Origin of the sequence: Halobellus ordinarius (assembly GCF_031823395.1) — an archaeon.
Lineage (GTDB): Archaea > Halobacteriota > Halobacteria > Halobacteriales > Haloferacaceae > Haloquadratum > Haloquadratum ordinarius.
In genome coordinates, this window is the sequence record NZ_JAVQKJ010000013.1 from 1 (window position 1) to 23,384 (window position 23,384).

Annotated in this window: 17 protein-coding genes and 2 pseudogenes; 8 read left to right on the top strand and 11 right to left on the bottom strand. The window is 60.2% G+C overall.

Features of this window, described 5'->3' with window-relative positions; genetic code table 11:
- The 6 genes from RJT48_RS17065 to RJT48_RS17090 all read right to left on the bottom strand — a co-directional run.
- On the bottom strand, nt 1-2,081 hold a 2,081-nt coding region (locus RJT48_RS17065; protein WP_311173545.1), incomplete at its 3' end, for a right-handed parallel beta-helix repeat-containing protein.
- Between the two features lie 497 nt (nt 2,082-2,578).
- A complete protein-coding gene (locus tag RJT48_RS17070; protein ID WP_311173547.1) occupies nt 2,579-3,244 on the bottom strand; it encodes a DUF7344 domain-containing protein in 666 nt (221 codons plus the stop codon).
- A gap of 586 nt (nt 3,245-3,830) precedes the next feature.
- The gene (locus tag RJT48_RS17075) at nt 3,831-5,603 is read right to left on the bottom strand and encodes a hypothetical protein (RefSeq protein ID WP_311173548.1); all 1,773 of its coding nucleotides are present in this window, start codon (nt 5,601-5,603) and stop codon (nt 3,831-3,833) included.
- A complete protein-coding gene (locus RJT48_RS17080; protein WP_345784764.1) occupies nt 5,600-7,162 on the bottom strand; it encodes an alkaline phosphatase family protein in 1,563 nt (520 codons plus the stop codon). Before RJT48_RS17080 ends, RJT48_RS17075 begins: the two co-directional genes overlap by 4 nt.
- 377 nt (nt 7,163-7,539) lie before the next feature.
- The gene (locus tag RJT48_RS17085; RefSeq protein WP_311173550.1) at nt 7,540-8,712 is read right to left on the bottom strand and encodes an FG-GAP repeat domain-containing protein; all 1,173 of its coding nucleotides are present in this window, start codon (nt 8,710-8,712) and stop codon (nt 7,540-7,542) included.
- A 91-nt stretch (nt 8,713-8,803) separates the two neighbouring features.
- Complete coding sequence (locus RJT48_RS17090; RefSeq protein ID WP_311173551.1) at nt 8,804-10,309, bottom strand: lipopolysaccharide biosynthesis protein; 1,506 nt, start codon at nt 10,307-10,309, stop codon at nt 8,804-8,806.
- A 177-nt stretch (nt 10,310-10,486) separates the two neighbouring features.
- On the opposite strand from RJT48_RS17090, the gene RJT48_RS17095 reads away from it, so the two are divergent.
- Nucleotides 10,487-11,422 (top strand): glycosyltransferase family 2 protein, encoded by a 936-nt coding sequence (locus RJT48_RS17095; RefSeq protein ID WP_311173552.1) that lies wholly within the window; start codon nt 10,487-10,489, stop codon nt 11,420-11,422.
- Nucleotides 11,423-11,535: 113 nt separating this feature from the next.
- Nucleotides 11,536-12,267 (top strand): glycosyltransferase family 2 protein, encoded by a 732-nt coding sequence (locus tag RJT48_RS17100; protein ID WP_311173553.1) that lies wholly within the window; start codon nt 11,536-11,538, stop codon nt 12,265-12,267.
- Between the two features lie 147 nt (nt 12,268-12,414).
- Here the strand turns inward: RJT48_RS17100 and RJT48_RS17105 are convergent, their stop codons facing one another.
- From RJT48_RS17105 to RJT48_RS17125, 5 genes are all read right to left on the bottom strand, one after another.
- Nucleotides 12,415-12,900, bottom strand: a complete 486-nt coding sequence (locus tag RJT48_RS17105; RefSeq protein WP_311173554.1) for an NUDIX domain-containing protein — start codon at nt 12,898-12,900, stop codon at nt 12,415-12,417.
- A gap of 242 nt (nt 12,901-13,142) precedes the next feature.
- On the bottom strand, nt 13,143-14,765 hold the full coding sequence (locus tag RJT48_RS17110; RefSeq protein WP_311173555.1) for an ArnT family glycosyltransferase: 1,623 nt from the start codon (nt 14,763-14,765) through the stop codon (nt 13,143-13,145).
- Nucleotides 14,766-15,104: 339 nt separating this feature from the next.
- A complete protein-coding gene (locus RJT48_RS17115) occupies nt 15,105-16,760 on the bottom strand; it encodes an asparagine synthetase B family protein (RefSeq protein ID WP_311173556.1) in 1,656 nt (551 codons plus the stop codon).
- Nucleotides 16,761-17,288: 528 nt separating this feature from the next.
- A complete protein-coding gene (locus RJT48_RS17120) occupies nt 17,289-17,741 on the bottom strand; it encodes a GtrA family protein (RefSeq protein ID WP_311173557.1) in 453 nt (150 codons plus the stop codon).
- Nucleotides 17,742-17,743: 2 nt separating this feature from the next.
- Nucleotides 17,744-18,532: a glycosyltransferase gene (locus tag RJT48_RS17125; protein ID WP_311173558.1), complete on the bottom strand. Its 789-nt coding sequence runs from the start codon at nt 18,530-18,532 to the stop codon at nt 17,744-17,746.
- A 275-nt stretch (nt 18,533-18,807) separates the two neighbouring features.
- On the opposite strand from RJT48_RS17125, the pseudogene RJT48_RS17130 reads away from it, so the two are divergent.
- From RJT48_RS17130 to RJT48_RS17155, 6 genes and pseudogenes are all read left to right on the top strand, one after another.
- Nucleotides 18,808-18,957, top strand: a pseudogene (locus tag RJT48_RS17130) (DUF8160 family protein); the annotation flags it as partial.
- 345 nt (nt 18,958-19,302) lie between these two features.
- Complete coding sequence (locus RJT48_RS17135; protein ID WP_311173560.1) at nt 19,303-19,815, top strand: TspO/MBR family protein; 513 nt, start codon at nt 19,303-19,305, stop codon at nt 19,813-19,815.
- Between the two features lie 90 nt (nt 19,816-19,905).
- Nucleotides 19,906-20,662, top strand: a pseudogene (locus tag RJT48_RS17140) (ADP-ribosylglycohydrolase family protein); the annotation flags it as partial.
- Nucleotides 20,663-21,031: 369 nt separating this feature from the next.
- Nucleotides 21,032-21,895, top strand: coding sequence for a hypothetical protein (locus RJT48_RS17145; RefSeq protein ID WP_311173561.1), 864 nt, complete (start codon nt 21,032-21,034; stop codon nt 21,893-21,895).
- A gap of 58 nt (nt 21,896-21,953) precedes the next feature.
- Complete coding sequence (locus RJT48_RS17150) at nt 21,954-22,751, top strand: LolA-like protein (protein WP_311173562.1); 798 nt, start codon at nt 21,954-21,956, stop codon at nt 22,749-22,751.
- A gap of 39 nt (nt 22,752-22,790) precedes the next feature.
- On the top strand, nt 22,791-23,342 hold the full coding sequence (locus RJT48_RS17155; RefSeq protein WP_311173564.1) for a hypothetical protein: 552 nt from the start codon (nt 22,791-22,793) through the stop codon (nt 23,340-23,342).
- The last annotated feature ends 42 nt before the right edge of the window (nt 23,343-23,384 follow it).

Here is a 23,384-nt window from a genome sequence, read left to right on the forward strand (position 1 = left end):
GTAGTCGTGTCGCTCCCGTCAGTAGTCGAGTCGTCCGCGACGACGAGGTCGTCGGGATTGACCGTTTCGCCATCGAGACGGACGGGGATGTCGGCATCGATCTCGAAGCTGGTGAAGTCGCCGGTGACCCAGTAGTTGTCGATGCCGCCCTCGACGTGACCGTCGACGGTGGTTCCGTCGATCGTGTCGCTGTCGTTTGCTCTGGGACCGGGCTCGACGCTCCCGTCGACACTGAACGTGTAGTTCACCCGGTCGTACACGCTACCGCCGTCGATCTCCAGTTTTCTCACAACGAGGTTGTCGGGATCGACCGTCTCGCCGTCGAGTCGGACGGGGATATCGGCATCGATCTCGAAGCTGGTGAAGTCGCCGGTAATCCAGTAGTTGTCGATGCCGCCCTCGACGTGGCCGTCGACGGTGGTTCCGTCGATCGTGTCGCTGTCGTTCGCTTTGGCCCCTGGCTCGACGCTCCCGTCGACGCTGAACGTGTAGTTCACCCGGTCGTACACGCTACCGCCGTCGATCTCCAGTTTCTTGCCGTCGGGGGTCGAAGTCGTGGTGTCGGACGTGGTCGTGGTGTCGTTGGTGGGATCGTCCGTTTCCGGAAGAGGGCACGAGCCCTCCCGAGTGATGGACGCGGTGTCGACAGTCGAGTTTTCGAGATCGATCGCGTCTCCCGTCACGTCGATGGTCGAGTCCTCGACCACGCAGTTGTCGGAGTCGACGATGTAGACGCCGTCGCGATTGATGCCGGTCTGATTGATACAGCAGTTCCGGATGACACACCCGTCGGCGCCTACGAGGCGAATCGTCTCCCTGCTCGCCGCGGAACCGGTGATGCTGACGTTCTCCATCCGGATCCAGTGGGGCTCGGGGGGCGTTCTTTGGTACTCACGCCAGGCGATCGCACCGGGTCGTCCCCGCCGGACGGCCCACATCTTGTCGATGTCGACTTTGAGCCGGGTGTTTTTCAGAGTCAGACTCCGGCCCTGCGGCGAGAGGTTGACCAGCGCGATACCGAAGGGTGCGTTGCGGCCGATCACCTCGCAGTCCCTGACTTCGGCGCCCGCCGGGATCGATTCGGCGCCCTCGAGCTGCACGCCCTGATCGATGTGGATGCCACGGAGACCGAACCCGGACGAGAGGTCGCCCAGTTCCGGTCCGGTGTACTTCTCCATATCGAACTCGATGGTACAGTTCTCGACGTAACTTCCTTCGCCACCGATCCGGACGTTCGCCGCGTTGTTGTTGAGGAAGTAACTGTTGACGATCTCAACTTGACCCGGCGTCCGGGACGTGTACGTTCCGTTGTTGCCGAACTCGCGGAAGTCACAGTTCTCGATGCGAACGGTACCCTTGTTAGACCAGCCGACCCAGATACCGATCCGCCCGTTGCCACCCGCGTAGCCGTCGATCCGCGAGCCCTTTTTCGCCACTGCGTTCCGCAGCACTCCCCGACCGCTTTCCGAGGCCACACCGAGGATGAACGCGCTGACCTGGCCCGAATCGTGGGTGAGGCCGCGACCGAGGAACTCGGTGTCCTGGATGTGGAAATGGTTCCGGCAGAATATCCTGAGTCCGGTCGTGGTCCCGTCGGCGCGCATATCGATGTCGATGTTTTCGAACAGTACCTCGTCCGGCGGATCGACGTACGTGATGAGAAGGTCGGAGAACCCGTCCGTCGGACGGAAGCGCGCGTCCCCCTCACCGAGGAATCCGACCCGGTCGGCTTCGAGGAAGAGCGTATCGTCGAACTTGTATTCTCCCTCCGGGAAGCGGACGAGCGTCCCCTCCGTGAGAGCGGACTCGAGCTGATCGTTCACCGCGGTTCCACCTGTCGAGTCTAGCCCGAGATCGTCGACCGCATCGACCACGCGGTCGAACTCGATGCCCCGCCGCGTCGCTCCGGCGGCGCTGGCGACCGTCCCCGTCGTTGCAGCAACGGTGGCGACCGCCGCACCGGCCATCTTCAGGTAGCCGCGCCTGTCGAGAAGCCCGTCGTGGGTGTTGTCCCGAGTCCCGTTTTGATCCCGGTAATCTGTTCCTACCGATCTGCCGTCTGATTTTGCCCGGTCAGACATACTTGGTAGGATTCCCCTTACTGGAAAAACCGTTTTCACCAGGTAGCTGCGTTTTTATCCCAGGTGGCGACGAACGGTGTCAATATAGCATCCGTGTAGTTACCGGATACGGTCGAGGCGGTTCCCGATCCGGGACAGATCTGGCAGCCCCGCAGCGTAGTGGTTATGACACACTTACTCATAGAAAATGCCGATACTGGATCAGATGGACGAGATTACATATACCTTAACAGGACGTATAGATGCCAGTAGGATCATCTTACGGCGCGAGAGAGCCGTTTCGACTCGTCCCGGCTTCGAACGAACGGGGGTCGCGAGGGGCGGACCGATCCGGGCTGTACTCCGTCGTCGCGAAGAACGTGGATCTCCCGCGGCTTCGTCGATCGCTCTCGGACGGCGAAGAGAACGTTCCGAACAGGGACGATACTCAGCATCGTCGGCCAGCGTCCCGATGGTACGTAACCGATGCGCGATCGGTGGACTTCCGCGCAAATAAATCAGGCCGAGTCGGATTCGGACGCCGCGTCGCCCGCGGTCGTATACCAGTGCAGCCCCGCACAGAGGCCGACCGCGGCGACGACGCCTCCCAGCAGGATCTGTGCTCCGGCGATTCCCCCGAAACCGCCGGCCACGTTGAGAGTTAGCAGTCCCGCGCCGACAGCCGCGATCGTGAAGTAGTACGTCACCCATCGGCTGTCGCGGGCGTCGTCCGCGTCGTCGTTCGGCAGGTGGTCGAGAAACGACGCCGTGTGTTCAGTCGTTTCGATGGTCCCCCGATCGCCGTCGAAGTCGATAGCCCCGGACTCGTCCATCCGGGGGAGGTGGCACTGGTAGAGACCGACGTAGAGTCGCTTGCGCTCCTGTGAGGTGATCTGGGACTCCGGTTTGTCGTTCTCGACTGCGGCCAATCGCTCGGCCATCTCCCCCAGTGTTGCACGGCCGTCCTGTTCGTCGAGGTACTTCAGCACCCGGCGACGACGCTCGTTCCGAAGGATGTCGAATACGACCCCCTGCGGGATGGTCTCGTCGGTTGATTCGGGTTCAGTGTCCTGGGATCCCTGTGGGGGACCCCCCTGGGACTCCTGGTCCAGGATATCGGCCTCCTGCTGGGCCATCGACTCCGCGTCGGTGTCCCCCGTCCTCCCTATGGTTTCGGTTGACATACGCAATACCTATTTCAGTAGTCTGCTACTTAATAGTTAGTAGTGAAATTCAAATTATATTAAAATATGATATTATAGCAGGACGATCCGAGAATATATCACGAACAATTCGTTGATATTATTGCTTGTATCCGACGTTACGTTCGTCATCCTCGGGCGTCCTAGGTAGACCTTTGCAAGATACGAGGTGCAAACACACGGCTTTAGTCGTGGGGTAACGCCGACAACTGGAGAGCAACCCACGATACGATCGCAGTCTGGCTCTCTTATACAATCTGGGTCTCTCGTGTGAGAATCACCATCCGCAGGGATAAGATATAGAGGTGCAGGGTACTGTCCCGGTTGTGGTTGACGTGCACAGTGGCGACACCGGACTCCCTGAAGACATCGCCGACACTTCCTGTGGCGCACTCAGTACGTCGTGACCCGCCTCGGGGTCAAGTCCCGAGGCACCCGCCTTGATTCTTCTGTAGACCACGCCTTCGATGCTATCCGGATCGGCTACCCACGACTGCAGTCGTGGCCTTCCGCCTTGCATCTCAGTGAGCGATGGGTGCTCCCCCGAACCGACATTCCCCGGTCGGAGTCAGTCTTCGTCGAGGAGGAGACCGAGCGGGACACCGCTTTCGTGGCCGACGATACCGATCAGGATCGGTTCCGAGAGGGCGTCCGACTGCAGTTGCGCGTCGATGTCGGCGGCCAGGCCGAGGCAGACGGTACCACCAGTCTCATTTCGTCGAAGTACCTGCAGTAGGGGCGGTGAATCCGTGAGATCGTCGGCCTCTGTCGTGTCGATGAACTGCCGGAGCATCGACCCGGTGTCCAAACAGAGTAATCGCCGGTCGGGAGGCGTCTCGGGATCGATCTCGATGACGACTGGATAGCCCGAGGCACGGATTTCCCCGCCACGGATGCTGCTGCGGGGTGAATCCGTCAGTAAGATCCCGTCCCTGTCTCTTCCGGGTGCGTGTACCGTGCAGTCTTCGATGACGGAACCGGGCGCTCCGTGGAGATCGATCGCGGCCCTGCCGGCGGCGCTGCCGTCGATCGTGACATTTCGGAGCCGCGTCCAGAGCGGCGGCGGCGGCCTCCTTCTCTCCGGCCGGTACTGAAGCGTCCCTGGAGGCCCACGTCGGACTGCCGGGGTGCCGTCGATGTCACACTGAATGTCGGTGTCGCGGATCAGAAGACTGCGTGCCTGCGGGGACTGTTCGATAGCCGCCTGTGAGAGGGGGGAACTCCGGGCCAGGACCGTACAGTCTCTGATTTCTGCCCCCGCCGGGATCGGTTCGGCGCCCTTGAGCTGCACGCCCTGTTCGACGACTATTCCGCGGGTGTTGAGACTTTTTGGGTTCTCCGACAGCGGGCCGGTGTACTTCTCCATATCGATCTCGACGGTACAGTTCTCGACGTAACTCCCTTCCCCACCGATCCGGACGTTCGACGCGTTGTTGTTGAGGAAGTAGCTGTTGACGACCTCGACTTGACCCGGCGTCCGGGACGTGTACGTTCCGTTGTTGCCGAACTCGCGGAAGTCACAGTTCTCGATGCGGACGGTGCCCTTGTTGGCCCAGCCGACCCAGATACCGATCCGCCCGTTGCCACCCGCGTAGCCGTCGATCCGCGAACCCTTTTTCGCCACTGCGTTCCGCAGCACTCCCCGACCGCCCTCCTCACGGATCGAAAGGAGGAACGCGCTGACCTGGCCCGAATTGTGGGTGAGGCCGCGACCGAGAAACTCGACGTCTTGGACGTGAAACTGTCGGGCACACGCCAGTCGTATCCCGGCGGTCGTGTCGGCGGCGCGGATGTCGATGTCGACGTTCTCGATCAGTACGCGGTCGAGACCCTCTGTCACCCCATCGAACAGCAGGCCGTTGAACCCATCGGCGGGGCGAAACGTCACCTCCTCCTCGCCGAGCACGCCGATGCGCGGCGCGGTTAACGCGACAGACTCGTCGAACAGGTATTCACCTTCCGGGAAACGGACGAGCGTCCCCTCCGTGAGGGCTTCCTCGAGACGGTCGTTCACCGGGCTGACGCCCGTCGAGTCCAGCCCGAGGTCGTCGACCGCATCGAGCACGCGGTCGAACTCGATGCCGTGTTCGCTTATCTCGTTATCGCCGCTGGTCCGCGTTCCGTCTGCTGTCGACGCCCCCGGGGTAGTCGAGACTGAGGTCCCACCGCCCCCGCCACCACAGCCCCCGAGTGCGCTCGTGGCCGCGGCGACCAGACCGAGATACTGTCGCCGCGACGGTAGTCTGGAATCGTCCCCGTCGGGTGACGACTCCGAGGGCGAGTCGGCCGGAGCCTGTCGGTGGTCGTCCGACCGCCCGCGATCACTCGTGTTGTCGGTCATAAGTAACCCAGGCCGCGAAGCCGTTCTTCGACTTCTTCGCTTGCGTCAGCGTCACCTCCGGTCGACGACACCGATCCGTAGGCGGCCGTCGCAACCGAGCGTTCGGCCGGCGCTGAGCCCGCTTCGAACACCTCCTGTAGCACCCGACCGTGTGCCGCCGTCGGGATCGGCTCGCCGAGCTCGTGGAGCAGCGTCGGGGCCACGTCCACGACCGTCGCCTCTGTCGGCGTCGCGCCGGCCTCGATCGACTCTCCCCAGGCGAAGAACACGCCCTGCGGCCGGTGGTAGCCTGCGATCCCGTCTGCCGGTTCCAAAAGCGGCCCACCGAGCGTCGGCTTGACGTGGTAGCCATCGACCCCCTCGACGACGACGTCCGGAGCGTAGTCGTCCTCCGGGTTGAGCTTGTCGCCGTCGTGGACCGAGAGCACGGGCTCGTCGGTGGCCGGATCGGTGAGGGCCGACAACGTCGTCATCACCTCCTCTTTGACCCTTTCACGGTCGGCGGGATCGACCGCTCCGGACTCGAATCTCTCCCTGTCGTTGACGTAGACGCTCCCCAGCCCGTGGAGGAAGGCCCGCGTCTGCTCGGATTCGACGTCGTAGAGGGCGTGGTCGCCCGGAATCTGTCTGGCTGCGGCGTCGACGAGCTGCCGTGGCAGGAGCCCGACCAGCGTCTCGTCGTCGATACCCAACCGCTCGAACGAGCCGAGCACACGCTCTTTTGTCAGCCCCGACCGGGAGAGCAGCGCCCGGAGGCCGCCGGGCTCTTTCGGCGTCAAAAGCCCCGCGTCCGCCAGTGCACGATTCGGGTAGACGACCTTCGAGATCGGCCCGAATCCGTGGTCCGAGACGACGTACAGCGTCGCCCCGCGGCGCGCACAGTAGTCCATCACGTCACCCAGAATCTCGTCGACGTCCCGGTAGTGGTCCAGAATGACGTCCTCGTCCCAGACGAGGTGCTGGAGGCGGTCCGGCGCCGTGAGCGTGAAGAAAAACAGCCGCCAGTCGTCGGTGTCCATCAGCAGCTCCAGCAGTTCCCGGCGGCTGTCGAGCAGGTCCCCGAGATCCGATCGGAACTGCGCCTCCCGCTCGGGGCCGTACCGGTGCCACTTGAGCCCGATGCGGTAGTCGGGTATCCGCGCGCTGATCTCGTCGGCGAGTTCCGCCGGATAGGTGAACCCCTCGGACTCCGGCGATGGGGTCATCATCCCGGCCACCATCCGGCCGCCGTCGTCGAGGCCGCCGGCGGGATAGGTCATCGGGACGTTCGCCACGACCGCCGGCGAGAGCAACTCCCACAGGGCGGGTTGAGACCAGTCCTCGCGGCCGTACGGCCGCTGGCTGTAGTCGGACTCGAGCTTCATAAACTCGTAGAGGCCGTGTCGATCCGGCCAGGTTCCCGTCGCGATCGAGGGCCAGGCGACCGGCGTGTTGGCGGGCACCGTGCTCCGGAGCGGTCCCGCGGCCCCCTCCTCGACCAACTGGGCGAACGCCGGCAGTTCGCCGTCCGTGATCCACGGTTCGAGCAGCGGCCACGGCACGCCATCGAGTCCGAGCACGAACGCGCGGTCACCACCTGCTCGATCGCCACCGCCACCGGTATCACCAGCATCGACTCGAACGTCACTCCCTCCAGTGTCGTATCGCGTCACTGCTCCCGATTACGTACTGGACTGTTTTGTTATGGACGTCATACTGCCGGCCGTGATAGCCAAACCCTCCGAAACCACCGCACGCGTAGTCCGTCGGATGCGTGGAGAGTGCTCAGATGAGTATAGGATGCGTGGAGAGTGCTCAGATGAGTATACTGTTCCTACAGTGCCACCGCGAGAGGGCCGTCGGCTCGATGTCGATGGCGGCCGTGTCGCCGGAGTGCTGCCGCCGCTTGCTCGTGTGTCTGTACTCTCGTGTGTCTGTACTCTCGTGTGTCTGTCCACTACACTGATTCCGAGTCGGCGTAGCCGTTGTACCACACGTCGACGTGGTGATCGGGCGTGTAGGATTTGCCGACCACGTCCGGGAGCCCCGACCCGGTGAGGTCGACTGCCTTCGCCTCGTGCGTTTCGATCCCCGACGCCACGAGCGTTTCCTCGAACCGGCCGTCGCCGCGGTTCCGGAACAGGTAGTGTTTCGGGTCGTCGTTCTCGCCGAGGCTCATCTCGCCGACGTAGATGTCGGGGCGGCCGTCGCCGGTGAAATCCGCGGTCTGGAGGCTGTGCGGGCAGAACAGGTCATCGTGCAGCACCGTCCCCACCCAGTCTTCTCCCTGCCGGTCGAACCAGGCGAGACGTCCGGGGTGGGTGCCGTACGTCGGCGAGTCGCCTTCGGCCAGTACGATCTCCGGTTCGCCGTCCCCGTCGAGATCGCTCACGGCAACGCGCACATTGTCCCAACCGGTCGCCACAGGCTCGGCCTGCCACCGATCGTCGCGGCGTCGGTAGATGGTCGTACCCGCCACGATCTCCGTCCGGCCGTCGTCGTCGATATCGCCGATCCAGACGCCCTCGACCTCGATGTCGTCGTCGACCACGTGCCTGGCCGTCGCCGGCCACGGCTCGACGGTCGGATCCGGGGGAATGTCGTAGTAGAACACCGTCTCCGAGCGCTGGGAGAGCCCGAGGACCTCCGGCTCGCCGTCGTCGTCGACGTCGCCCACGGCGAGATCGTGGTACTTCTCGAAGTCGCTCGTGATCAGGTGAGGGGTCCAGTCGTCCCGCGGGTCGGCGGGCTGTTCGAACCAGTACGCGTCGGAGTAGTGGATGCCCTGTCCGGCCAGGACGTCGACCCGGCCGTCGCCGTCGATGTCACCGAGGGCGCCCCCCACGTCGAGATGCGGGACGTCGGCGATAGCGTGACGCTCCCAGCCGGGGTTCTCGTACCAGAACAGCGTCGAGCCTGCGAGCCCGGCCGCCTGTCGTATTCCCGCGAGGTTCGGGAGCCTCGTTCGTCCGCCGCCGATGAACAGCTTTGTCTCGGGGCCCGCGCCGCCGACAACGACGTCGGGACGACCGTTGTCTGTCAGGTCGGTCGCCAGGCAGAACCCGAGCCGCGTCGTCGGCGGGGCAGCATCGATAACCTCGTGGCGAAACGTGGCTGTCTGTGACTGCATTCCTCCGTGAGATGCGGAGCGATCGGTATTGTTACCAATAGCCTACTGGTGTACTGCGCCTCCGGAAGCGGATGGCCCGCGGCGGGAGTCGCTAGATAGAGCTCATAAACGTCCCGAGGGTATCGCGCAGTCCCCACCGGAGTTGCGTCTCGAGTACCGCAACCGCGACGCCGTATACAATGGCGCCGACCGTCGCGAGAATGAGGAACTCGAGTATCGCCCATTCGAGGGTCAACACGCCCTGGAGCCAGAAGACGACGCCGCCCATCAGGAAACTCGCGACCGCCGGGTAGGAGAGTTCCCGGAGGAGGCGTGTGAGGCTCGTTTCGACGGACTGGATGACGAGGTACACGTCGAAGGGCATCATGGGGAAGATGTAGACCCCGGTCACCGCGGCTGCGGCACCGGTGATGCCGAACCGTTGCGTCGCCGGGATGATCACGATCGCCGTCAGCACCAGCCGGGCCACGCCGAGTTTCGTCATGTAGTCCGGGCGGCCGAGCGCCTTCCAGATCGGGCTATAGGTCGATCCCAACGCGATGAAGAACCCGTAGACCGCGACCAGTTGCATAACCGGTACCATCGGCATCCACTCCTGTCCGAACGCCGCCTCGACGAACGTGGGGGCGACGACGGCGATGCCGACCGCGACGGGGAACGCGATCAGGGTCGTCACCTGTAACGTTTGGAAGAAGGCCGCTCGTAGCTGGGGGATGTCATCCTGGAGCTGGGAGTACGCCGGAAACGCCACGCTCGAGATCACCTGCGAGATCTCCGTCGCCGGGGCCTTGGCGAAGCGGTAGGCAACCTGATAAAACCCCAGCGAGGACGCCGTCAGCAGCCAACCGACGACGGCGTCGTCGCCCTGGCCAATGAGGAAGTAGACGATCCCCGACCCGGTTATCCACTTGCCGAACCCGAACATCTCCCGGGCGGCATCGGGATCGAGCCCCGGCCGCGGTCGGTAGCCGTTGATGAGATACGAAGTCAGGAAACGCGCTGCGTCCGCGGCCACGTATCCGAACACCAGCGCCCAGACGCTCCGGGTCGCCACCGCCAGTGTGACGGCCACGACGAAGTTTACAACCGACCCGCTCATCGTGTACACGAACTGTTTGTGGAAGGCCAGGTCCTTCTTGAAGTAGACGATGGCCGGGTTCTTTATCCCGAGGAGCACCGGGGTGACAGCAATGACTTCGAGAATCGGCTCGGCGCGAGGCTCGCCGAAGAAGCCGGCGACGTAGGGCGCACTGACAATGAGCAGTCCCGCGAGCACGAATCCGCGGACGATCTCGATGCTCCAGAAGGTATCGAGGTAGCTGTCCACGTTCGTGGCATCGTTCTGAATGAGCGCCTCGTTGAACCCGAGCTGCGAGAACCGCCTTAACGCGGTCAGCGTCAGGAGTGCGATCCCGAGCAGCCCGAAATCGGCTGGATCGAGCAGCCGAGCGAGGATCACGACCATCAGCAACTGGAGGCCGCGGTCGGCGACGTTGGTGAAGACAGCCCAGACGCCGCTTTTCGCTGTTCGTTCGGCCAATCCCCCACCCGGAACCAGTCGGGTCAACCACCGCCGGAGCTGAGTGTAGAGCGACATACGGATTGATGGACTCTGTCGGGACCAACCCCGAAGCGGGCTTTGTTATAGTCGAACTACCGGCCGAACCCGCGGACGTCGGTCGGTCGATATCGCCGCCCAGGAGTCGTCGACTGACGGTGAACGACGGGCGGAACGGGCCCACTAACAATGTGGCGTCCTGGCGACGGTCGATCAATGGAAACGGACGGTGACGATCCGCTGGTCAGTGCAGTCCTCATCACGCGCGACCGGCCGGCGAAGTTCCGGGCCGCCCTCGACAGCGTTCTGGAGCAGACCTACGACCGCCTCGAAGTCGTCGTCGTGGACGGCTCCGAGGAGTCCGTCGCGTCGACGGCGCGACAGCGGGCCGACGGCCGGTGCCGCGTCCGCTACCGGCGCGACGACGGCGAGGGCCCGGGGGCTGCGCGTAACATCGGCATCCGCGCTGCGGAGGGCACGTTCGTCGCGTTTCTCGACGACGACGACCGGTGGGACTCCCAGAAGATACAGCGCCAGGTGGCCGCGTTCGATCCGGCGGTCGGGACCGTCGTCACCGGACAGTACACCGTCCGGGAGGGAGTTCGTGTCGGCGGTCGGACGCCGTCGCTGTCGGGTCGCGTCACCGAGGCCCTCCTGCGAGGAGCGCCGGGCTGCCCGACCTCGACTGTGATGGTCCGGCACGACCTGATCGATCGGGCGGGCGGCTTCGACGAGGAACTGCCGATCTGGGAGGACCGGGAGTGGTACATCAGACTTTCGAAGCACGGCGAGTTTCGATCGGTCCCGGCGCGGCTGGTCCGACGCGGCGTCGACGGCCACGACCACCTCACCGACGATTACCGGGCCGCCCGCGACGTCGCCTATCCACGATTCCTCCGCAAGCACCGGTCGCTGGCCGCCGAATACGGTCCCGCGTGCGAGCGAGCCTTCGTTGCGTCGCTCTCGCGGCGTTTGGCGGCCCTGGCCATCGAAACCGACCACTACAGCGACGCGCGTCGGCACCTCCGGCGGGCGCTCAGGAACGAGCCGTTCGGACTCCAGACGTGGCTGTACCTGGTCCTGTCGCTCGGGGGCCCCTCGGTCTACGACGCGGCGCGACGCCTCCGGCGCGTCTGGAACGCGAGTGGCTAGGCCGCCATCGAGCGGTCGGACGCAGTCCGATACCGGTGTGCGTCGGCCGCTGATTCTGCTGGCGTCACGACAGGATCTGCATAACAATCCATATGCATACTGTGCGGGCGAGTATGCCAGAGCTCAGCGTGATCATCCCCACAGTGAAGCCTCGGGATGAGGTCGAGTGTCTCGAGTACCTCGACCGCGATTCGTACGACGACTACGAGGTGTGTCTCCAGTCCGAAGCGGGGGCGACGGTGGCTCGAAACGCGGGCATCGAGCGGGCGAGCGCCGACAAACTGGTGTTTCTCGACGACGATTCCAGACCCAGAGAGGGATATCTCGCCCGAATGGCCAGGTTACTCGACGAGGAGTCCGTCGTCGCCGGCAGGACCGTTCACCCGCGGGATGACATATTCAGGAAGCACTTCACGAATCACTACGATTTCGGGGACAACCCCCGGTACGTCACCCGGTTTTGGAGCTGTAATATGGGGATCCGACGGGCCGTCTTCGAGGAAGTCGGGGGGTGGGACGAGGGGATCACCTGGGGCCACGAGGAAGTCGAACTCGCCGAACGGGTCCTCGAAGCCGAGCCGATCTACTACGATCCGGAGCTGGTCGTCGACCACCCGTACGCGGAGTCGATCAGCGACTACCTGCATAAACTGTATCGACAGGAGACACAGCGTCCCTACCTCTGGCGGAAGGAGGGATACTCCAGGCGGCGGCAGTGGCTGATGATTGCCCGATCGAGTCTCAACCCCACGAACTACGTCGGATTCCCCCTCGTTCCATCGCTCGTTCGCGGCGCCGGTACCGTGGCCCAGAACCTGGGGCGGATCAACGGGATGTTCCGCTGACGCGCCCCGACGTGACGCGTCCCGATACTGCTCTGTCGACGACTCGGCGGTGCCGACGGCGGCAGATTGGGTCAGAGACCGGAAACCCGACGCTGAGACGAATCCATCTGGACCACCTCCGGCACCCGAACCGCCGGTCCGTTCGGCCTACTCGTGGGGGACGGCGTTGGCGACGACCTTCGCGATGGGCAAAAGCGTCGTCGTCGGGAGGTCTGTCGGCCGTCGCCAGGCGTGGTCGACGATCCCCTCGGTCGGATTGGGTTCCGGATTCGTTTCCAGCGTCACCTCGAACACGGTGTAGACCGTTGCTGCGGGTCGGTTAGTATGACAGTAGATACACGAATCGACCGCCGAACCGACGCTCGACCAGCATCGGATCTCCTCGACGATCTCCCGTTTGAGACATTCCTGCGTGGACTCGTCGCGCTCCACACCACCACCGGGAAGGCTCCAGAACGACGATCCGTCACTCCGACGCTCCTTGACCAGCAACGCGCGCCCACGCGACGTGACGAGGGCCTTCGCTCCCCTCCTGAGTTCGTAGTTCCCGGCAGACATCTCGGGGGGAACGTGGGCGGCCGTCGAGATGTGCCCGGTGTGGATCGTCTCAGGTGAGTGTGTGTGGCGCCGCATAGCCAGGGATGACGAAGTCTGTTGTTATTATTATTCAGCGCATACCGTCTCGCCTTGAGTTACCAAGAGTGTCATCGAACACTTCTGCGACGGTAGCGTAGTGCGTCCAGCAGCGTGTTCGAACCCACCCGTCTGTGCTCTCACAGTTAGAGGTAACACCGCCTGTTTGCGACATCTCGGGAATCGATGACGTGAAAAGAGCTTTCGAACTCCCGTAACAGCATTCGGTACCTCATCGAACCTCACGACCCACTCGTCCGCTCGAATACGACATACTCCTCAGTGTGACGCACCGGTTCGTAGTTCTCGTTGAGATACTCGGTCATAATCGATTTGTGGCCGGACCAGTACCCACTCGCGACAACCTCGTCTCCCGATACTTCGTACTCTCTCACCAGTACGTACCGGACCTCGTTGCGTTCGAGGCTGGATATCTTGTTCCGAGCGAGGTCCTCGCTGTAGATCGTCCCGATATAGGACGTCCCTGGCTCGACATCCGTGTGGACGTACAGTTGCGCCTGGACGTTGTAGGCGTACATCGGTCCATCGAGCCCTTCGACAGCGGGGACCACGGCGTCCCGTTCGTTCTGGATATTGTCGTCGACGACGAGCGACCCGTAGTAGACGTTTCCGCCCCCAGAGACCACCGCTGTCGAGAGCACCACGGCCACTATCAGGCCACTGATCAGTGCCGATCGGTCCGGGACCCTGGGCAGACGCAGGAGTTGGTCGCTGTTTTCTAGGGTCTTCCGATACGCGGCTATCAGGCCGGTAACCGCCAGAAGCGCCAGTGCAGGGAACGCGAACAGAAACTTGTGGTCTCCCGAGAATGCTCTGATGGCAGGGATACTCAGGATCCCCGCCCAGAGCACGACGAACAGGAATCGCTCGTCGACTCGGTCACCACGGACGACCGAGACGCCAGTGTTGACCAGGACACCACCTGCAAGGAGCAAGATCGGCAGCAGCGTAGCGAACGCTAGTGCGTGTCCATAATAGTTGAACTGGGTATTGTAACTGGTTAGGGGCAGGACAAAGGAGTAGTAGATCGTCTCTTCAACGATCCCCTGTGAGGCGAGGACCAGAAGCACGACTGCCATCGTCGCGAGAAATCCGACACCGATGGCGAGTATCTCCGTTATCGAATCCGTCACGTACCGACGTGTCCGCCTGTCCGGGTATCGCAACCTGATGGCGTAGAACAGAATGATCGTCGCCCCGAACAGAAACACGGTCTGATTGAAGAGCACTCCGACACCCAGCGCCACACCGACGGCAGCCTTCGCGAGGAGCGTGTCGTAGCCGAGCAACACGGCGGCGACAAGCAGGGTAAAGACGACATAGGGTTCGGTCAGGTAGTAGAACCCATCGAAGTGGGGGAGAAACGACATGACGATAAAGAGGATGCCAGCACCTTGTGCGGCCCGCCGGCTGCAGAACTCCCGTCCCAGACGAACGACCAGAAGCCCGGAAACTCCGGTTATGGCATACGTGAACAGTCGAGCGATGATTACCGGATCCCCGGGCAGTCGGTAGACCGCCGCCGCGAGAACGAAGATTCCGGGGGGTTTGTGATCCGCTATGTCAGCATAGAGGGTCTCTCCCGAAGCGATCTGTTCTCCGATAGTGAGAAAGATCGCCTCGTCGAAATGAAGCGGTTGGTCGAGATACAGCAGGGAGAACCCGAGAAGCAGGACGACGAACGTGGAGAGAAACCATAGATTTCCGATGACAATCTCACGACCGCTCAGTGTTGGTACCCAGGAGACCGACGATTGCTGTCTTAGCGAGTGACCGACGTCCTCGCCGCCCGGAGAACTAGTCTCTGCGGACGTTGTGTCATCTTTTTTGACGTCCTCGTTCATATACTCCCGAAAATAGTGCTCCGTTCTATTGTAATGGGTTCTCTGCTGATTCGTTATATTCATCATACCGCCGTTAAGAGTTTCTTAATTTTGATATAAAAAACACTTAGGCGAATTATTTGAATATTTTAATCCGAGAGCCCCGTTGTATTTTGTATTGGTGAGTATTTTTGGTAGAGCCGTAGGGAGTTCCCACGACTTCGATCCTGTATTTCCGGCTTGCGCATCCGGGAACTCCCCCGGGTAGCGGAAGAAAGGAAAAAATCACTCACGGCACTGACATCCTCGCACGGCGGAAGTTCCTGATACTTGAACCACCGGCTTAGATGGGGTCATCTCCTAATTCCTGTCAGTAACTCTTGGTAATTGACGTATTTTTTCAATCGATAGCTCACAATCTTTTGGCACTCCAGACGCGTCTGGGGGCGAGAAACTCATCCGGTCAACTGCGTGCATCGCTATGTATGAGTGATGGTTCTGATTTCCGCAGTAATACTCACCTGGTTGTCCAGGTCCAAACATACCCTCGTATCCGAGCGGGTGACTACCGAATCCCTGGCTCTGTTTATAATACTGGTAAACATAGCCAGCGATGTTCCCTACTGGAGAACGTGAAATCCTCCGTTTTAATATGTCTGTCAAATCTGGACGTCCACTTTCGAGAGCACTCCCAATGTTAGCGACCTGATTAAAACTGGTCTCCGAGATATCTATCAAAGCCCTCTTTTGTCGGCGGTCTTCCCTCGGTGAGTTTTCCCACGCTTTCAGTACCTCTTTATCAAACAGGGGGAACCACCAATCATAACCGAAAAACGAATACATTGACCCATCTTGTGACATCCACTTACTCTGCCGCTCTTTCCATTCCCACTGTTCGTACATCGGAATGAAATCCAGGTCGTCCCCTGTTTTTAAATTCCGATCAATACGATCCCGCATCCTGCTCGAAAGTTCGGCGTTTCTTCCCCAAAGCACATAGTGATTATCAAGAATATAATCAATCAATTCGGATCGTGTGCGGACCTGTTCTTTGGACGGCATATGTTCTCCAATACTACCGATTGTCTGTCCGGAAACGAACACCGCATCATCCGGCAATTCGTCACGGCGGTCAAGTTCGGATAGCGCAGGTCCAGCCCAGTGGACAGGGATGAAGTCCATATTGTGTCGTAATTTACAGTATTCTTTTCGGGTATCACTCCGAAACCACTCATCCCAGGTGTCTCCAGTGTACTCCACGTACTTACGTTCCACATCAACTGCATCGGCGATCGTCCCGCTCATAGTGACATCGCTGTTGTCAGGAGGCCCGAATGAGAGAGCAACCACAGGATCGTACTCCCGTTTAACAAGTTCCGAGAGAATAAGCTTCGAGTCGTGTCCACCACTCAGCAGAAGATAAATCGGTCTATCAGAAGCAACGACACACAGCCGTTCAACAGCCTGAGAAATTGCCTGTTTTAATTCTTCTTGGCCATTTTTCAAATCATCTGACTTGTCAGGTTTACTAGGGTGATACTCTGTATGTTGTTCTATGTTTATATTGCCACTATCTTTATCAATTATCGCCAATGTTCCTGCTTCAAGCGTATTGACTGCGGGGCAGAGCGTTTCTTTTCCAGTGACGTAGCCTGTCAAAAGATATTCTGCTTCGGGGACAGGAGCAAAGTAGGCAGGATCGACTTCTCCGACGATCTCTCTCGGGTTGTCCGTGATTATCGCTTCCTCTGTGGAATAGTACAGCGGGATACTCCGGATGTGATCAACCGATGCGATTACTTTATCTTCCAGATTGTGAATAAATGCATAGAACCCCGAAACCCCATTGACGATGTCCACAACTTCGGAGACCGATTGGCTCCTCTGCAGTTTGGAACAGAACGTCTCGGTGTCTATATGTTCTACTGTTCCGTCGTAAAATACAGATCCAGAGACCATTGTTTCACCTTTTTTATACCAATTAGAGTCATCATATATCGGTGTCCGGACTCCCATATGCCCGTATAGCTACGCTGGGTTCAAATATCTATGTCAAATATATGTGGGGCCAAAGCTGTTAGATGGTATCAACCGTTTGGTATTCGTGCTCTTCAGAAGCTGAAAGAACTAATATCTATTACCCAACAGAACTGCGCCGATTGGCGCTCTGTTGAGTAATACGAGGCAGCTATAGTAGCGTTTGCAAGTCTTCACTCACACGATCGCACGACTGCGTGCGATCGGATGAGCAATCAGTTGCAAACGCTACTATAATGTTCGCCGAGCCACCGACGTCGCCGGCGGAACTCCCGACGGACCCCGCCGATACGCACAACAGGTACTCCGCAGAGCAGCTTCAGCACGTTGGCCGCTACGTCGAAGCGCTGGCGTCACTCTCGCGCTGCGGCACGGACGCCGACAGAATCACCGTTTCGCCGGCTGTCGGCTTCATTTTACGGCGAAAGCCGTGGGCTTTCGCCTCGTGCTACTGTAACTGTTCTACCGGAAGGGGAGACTGTGACACTCGCTTCGATATTCTGGCATTCACTGGTGTACCTCCCACGTAACGAGGCTCTCGGCGACGTAATTTACACTCATCCCGGCTCCGATTCCCACGAGATTCGCCATAGTCGGCCAGAAGTCGACACCGCTGAGAAGAAATTCGAACTCGACGACCGACGTAAGGAGGTAGAGGACGCCGAATGCGATCGAGAGCCCGACGATCCGAACCATATGTGACTTCAGCCACCGGTGAACGAGCGCGATCGTCCGCCTCTCTCCCTCCTCCGCAAACGTCCAGCGGTCGTTCACGAGGAACATCGTCGAAATAGACGTCTCTGCGCCGATTGTCTTTGCAGCGAGTGGGCCCAGACCGACGGTCGTTGTGAGAACAGCGACGATAATCGTCTCGATCGTGGCTCCGACGGCGCCGACGGAGACGAACTGACCGATCCGTCTGTAGTGTGCGAGTGCACTGAGTCGAGATCCGAGTTCCATCGTCACTTCGTCAGCTTCGACTGTGTCGTTTTCGTGACGCCCCTGAACCGTGGACTCGATGCGATGGCGTCTGCCCGACGCCTCACGTCGACGAGTGCCGTTGCCAGTTCGACCGACGTCGAGAGCGGATCGACTGTCGAATCGGGATGGTCTTCCCAATCTACTGGGACTTCGGCGATCTCGTACCCGAGCGAACCAGCCACAGAAACGAACTCTAGATCCCACGCGAACCCGGGCTCGTAACAGTGGTGGCCGATCTCGTTCCATGCCTCCGCCCGGATGGCTTTTGCACCACACTGATAATCCCGGCACTTCGTCGGTAGCAGTTTGCGTGCAACGAACGCAAAGGCGTCCCCGAGGAACCGGCGTCCGAGGGTCTGGTGTTCGACGATGTGTGAGTTCGGATGCCGGCGTGACCCGATACTTACGTCGGCGGTGCCTTCTTCGAGTTGTCTCACGAGATTTTCCAACGAGTGTGCGGGCACAGACCCATCGGCGTCTGCGAACACGAGAATATCTGTGTCTAACGCGTCGAATCCCGCCATAATCGCTGCCCCCTTCCCCCGCCGGTTACTCGAAACGCTGACCTGGTCGACGACCGCCTCGAGTTGCTCTACGTGCGCTGTTCGCGGGACGTCGATCTCGACACGGATGGTATCCGGATCAATTACGTCCCGGATGTCGTCGATAAACCGTTCGAGCGCTAAGATATCGGGGGCATACGCAGGTATGACGACTCCGACTGTCGATCCAGTCGAGTCCGGTTTCGTCGTAGCATTCGTTTCAGACATTGTTGTTTCGATACCGTATTTCCAGAGTCGGTATAGTTAGGAACCTATTACCTTGGTATCAGTGTGGGAGATCGAACCCGGTACGTCGTTGTTGCCTCCGGATCGAGGGATTTCGACGTGATCGGCGGATCGCGTGTACCGATATTCGACAGGCAGCACGACCTGGCGTCTCGAAGGGCTCACCGCCACATCCCTGTCATCACGACCGGAACGAATTGTAGTAAGTTTGAAACCTTCACTCATCCGAGCGCGGGAAAGCGTGCCATCGGACGAGAAATCAGTTGGAGCTACGAAAAGCGGGTCGAGACGAGTTCAAGAAGAATCGCCACTTCTACCCGCTCCTCGTGCAGTTCGGTCTCGAGGCGCTCTCCGATGCGGATGCTGATGAAATCCAGACTCGGCTTTCCGATCTGAACACCGAATAAGTGCAGAAGGAGAGGGTGTCATAGAAGACTTCCCACACCAAAACAGGAATCGCTCAGTACAGCCCACCTTTTTGCTGCGTCGGGTCGCGCTGCGCGCGACCACTCCTTGCAAAAATCTGGACCAAAAAGTGACCGACTCCGCCGCCTTCGGCGGCTTCGTCGGTGAACCGCTCGCTCACTACGTTCGCTCGCGGATGCTCAACTCGCACGCGGACTCTCGCGCTTGATTCGCCCGTGGGTTGGCGAAATAAACCCACCAGCGGACCAATCCAGCAAGTGTAATAGCGGTTTCTCTCTCCGTCGGGGGCACACACGTATTTGGGGCTGTGACCTGAACCAAACTGTATGCCCTCCATCAGAGCCAAGATACGCCAACTCGCTCGTACGCGTCCGCTTCTCGCGCTTGCGCTTGCTGTCCTCACCGTCGAGGTGGTGGGCGCCTCTGGCGCTATCTTTACCGCGCAAGGGCTTGGTGAGTGGTACGGTACGCTTCAGCGTCCCCCACTTGCGCCACCGAACTGGGTGTTCGGCCCCGTGTGGACGACCCTGTTCGGTCTCGTCGGCGTCGCACTGTGGCTGGTCTGGCGACAGGCCAGTGTATCACCTGCTGCTGTTCGTCTCGCAGTCGGCGTATTTACACTCCACTTCGCGTTCAATCTCGGCTGGTCAGCAGTCTTTTTCGGACTGCAAGAGATCGGTCTCGGCCTCGTCGTCATCCTCGCGCTCTGGCTGCTCATCGTCGCAACGATGTGGACCTTCAACCGGGTTGATCGACGTGCGGCCCTACTCCTCGTCCCATACCTCGTGTGGGTCTCCTTTGCCACGTATCTCAACTACCAATTCTGGGTGCTAAACTGATCTCAGCCGCCAGAACGCAACGTAGCTGATGCCCGCAGATTCCCGTATCACCCCCCCCCATTTTTCTCCGCGGTAATCATTGAGTGCCCTATGAATTCGGATCTGGCGTGTGGTATCCTCCTTGGGTTAGCGCGTGGGGATGCGCTTGGCCGACCTGTCGAGTTTGCGTCTGCGTCGGAAATATCCGCTGAGCACGGACGGCTCGACGAGATGGTTGGGCAGGGAACATAGAATCAGCCAGCCGGGACGATCACGGACGACACCGGACAAGCGCTGTGCATCGCACACAATCTTGTCGGACATCGGACGTTCGATTCGGCGGATATCGCTGCGCGGTTCCTCGCGTGGTACGAGAGCAGTCCGTTCGATATCGGAGGGATGACGAGGCGGTCGCTCAGCCGGCGCAAACACGGCGACGAGTGGGACGAGGCAGGCCAGCACGTCTGGGAGCAGAGCCCAGGAGGGCAGAACGTCGGGAACGGGAGTGTGATGCGGTGTCCACCGCTCGCCATCCCGTACGCGACGGTGCGGGACAGACTTGCCGAGGTGAGTCGGCAGTCCTCGCGGATCACGCACGCGGATCCACGGTGTACGGAGGGTTGTGCAATTCTGAACCTCACCGTGGCCGGCCTCCTCGAAGACGCGAGCACCCCGTTGCGGGATACCCTCGACTCCGTCGATGCGGACGCGCCTGATGAGCTCGTGACGGTGCTCGAACCGGTCGCTCGGGGCGCGCCCAGCAGCTGGGACGTCGGGCTACGTCGTGTATTCGCTACAGACGGCCCTTCAGGATGGCCTTCGCGCCGAGACTGCCGAGGACGCGATCGTCACTGCGGTCAATCGTGGCATCGTGACTCAAGAAGAGATCTGAAACTCAATTTCTTCACTTCGGTGATAGAGCACTATTGGACAGTATGATTCCTCTTCCGTAATTATCGTCGATCAATCTGTCTAATACCCAAGTGCGCCTCTATAGATATTCAGTAGAGCTCTGTCGCAATCAACTATCGCAAACCGTTGAGTACAGGGAAGACAACGAAAGGTCTCACTGCTCTTTAACCTACAGTCACCTTTTTTCGCTCTGGGATTCCCGTTCGACACAGCAGCCAATGGTCCCTTGCTCTCTGCGACAGTCCTCCGCACAGGCACCTGGACAACAGCAGCACATCGAATCAGGTAGTCGCCGTGGACTAACGGTTACTTCCGGGGTGTTCTGATGCCGACGTTCACGACCCGACTTACCGATGGGTGGGAGCGTGCACTCCAGCATCTCCCGCTGGCGGGTGTGCCGATCCTTTTCGCACTGTTCAACACGAACAAGCTGCTGGCGATCCTCAGGTTCGACGGGGGCCACATCGGGTTCAAATTCGGGCTTCCAGTGTCAGTCGTCACCGTCTGGCAGTTCGTGAGCGTCCCAAACTCCGGTGTCAACGTCAACACAGGACTTCCGATAGAGTTCCTACCCGTCGCTATCGTGACTGTCCCCGTTCTCTTGGTGGTTCAAGCGGTGCTGACCGCCGGGTACTTCGGCAGTATCCGGAACATCCTCTACGGGCAGTCGTACGCGTTTGTCTCGAACTGCAAGCGATACTTCATCCCGTTTCTACTCATCACAAGCATTCCAACCCTCCTGTTGTTGCCGCTTGCAGCGGGCGTCATCGGAACCAGCGCCGTCACCGGTGGCTTCGGCGGTACAACTCTCGTGATTCTTCTCGTTGCCCTTATCGGGTTCGTAATTCTCGGGTACTTGTTTTACCCCGTCCCGTACCTGATTGTGCTGCACCAAACCGGAGTCGTAGTCGCTGCGCGGCGATCCTACGCGCTGGCAACGCAAAGCAGCCCGTACGTTGCTTACACCGCTGGGTTCGCGCTGTTCATCCTCGGAGTCTCACCGGTAGCCACGGCACTTGTGGTGAACGTTCCAGTGATCGGGCTGCCGATCGGCATCATCGGCGGCGGGATCCTCGGCCTCACTGTGAACATTATGACGATGCGGTTCCTCGCCGACATCGACTTCGAATCCACAGACGGACTATTATGGGACACCAGTACTGATACGCAACCACAGACCACGGAATGAATCAAACCGTCTTTTGAGATTTCCCAGTCTCTTTTTTGTGTGAGAATGATAGTTCGGTGTGCAGCTAACCCGCTCGACCCTGTGTACGCTCGTGGTCCTCGCGCTCGTCGTGACTGCCGGGTGCCAGGGCCTGTACGGCTCGTCGGCCCCGCCCAGCGATCAACAGGCAGTCGATGCGGTTACGCAAGCCCAGGAGGCGTCCGGCAATGTGACAGCCTACCGGGTCTCGATCGACGGCCAGGTCGAGATCAGTGATGACAGCCGGTCCGAATCCGTCAACTTAACCGGTGATGGGCTCGTTAACGTGGACCGACAGCAGGCGAACGTGACGATCGGTGCTGTAGGCGACACACGAGTTGGCCTGCGAGATACACGAATGGCATACGTGGATGGGTACACGCTCACCACCGAGTGTTCCAGACTCGGGTGGGCACGGTACAATCTCTCGGATTCAACTAGGTGGTTCAACTACACGCCCCTCGGGCAACAACTGACGCTGCTCGACCGAACGAACGTCTACTGGAACGGAACCGAACGTGTCAACGGAGTCGAAACTGCTGTCGTGACCGCGTATCCCACCGAAGACCAACTCCAAGCGAACCAGAATCTTCCCACCGGAAACGTTGGGACGCAGGGAAGCGCAACCCTCGACAACGCGACTGTCCGTGTCTGGATTTCCACCGAGACTCACCGGGTCCGGAAAGTTCAACGCGAAATCCACGTTCGTGGTGATGGAGCAACCGGCGTCGCAACGATCACGTTTCGATTTACCGACTACAACGAGCCGACTAACATCACACGCCCAACATTCGAGGAATCAGGGACCGAGTGGAAAAGCGGCTGTCCCGACACGTGACTCTTGGATTTATGTCGAACGGCCCGAAAACCCGGAACAATGGTTTCTTATGAGGCGTTCGATCAGGGTGTAGAAATTAACGGGCAGACGGTTCTTACTATCGTCAAAGAAGGAATGGGGAAATTTTCTGCGGCGTATCAAGAGCGGGCGTTGGACGCGTTAGCCGAAGAAGGGATTACCGATCCAACGCCGGACGAATGGTATCCGCAACAGGCGTGGTTGAATGCCTTCGGGGCAATTGCTGAGGAATTGCAACCGCACGTGCTAGACCGACTCGGCGAACAAATCCCGGCCGTCGCCGAGTGGCCGAACGATTTCGACACGGTGCCGGAAGGGCTAAAGTCGATCGACAAAGCGTATCAGCGGAACCACCGGGGTGGAGAGATCGGCTGGTATCGATTCGAGAAGACCGACGACCGGGCCGGGACAGTAACGTGTTACAACCCGTACCCGTGTCCGTTTGACCGTGGCCTCATCAGAGGGGTCGCGAAACAATACGCGTCGATGGATTCATTCGTGTTCATCGAGGAAACCGGGTCCGCCTGCCGACGGAATGGAGCTGACCGCTGCACATACACCGTGTATTGGTGAGTGTGGAGACAGTCGACTAAGCTGCAAGTAGCTGTAAGATTC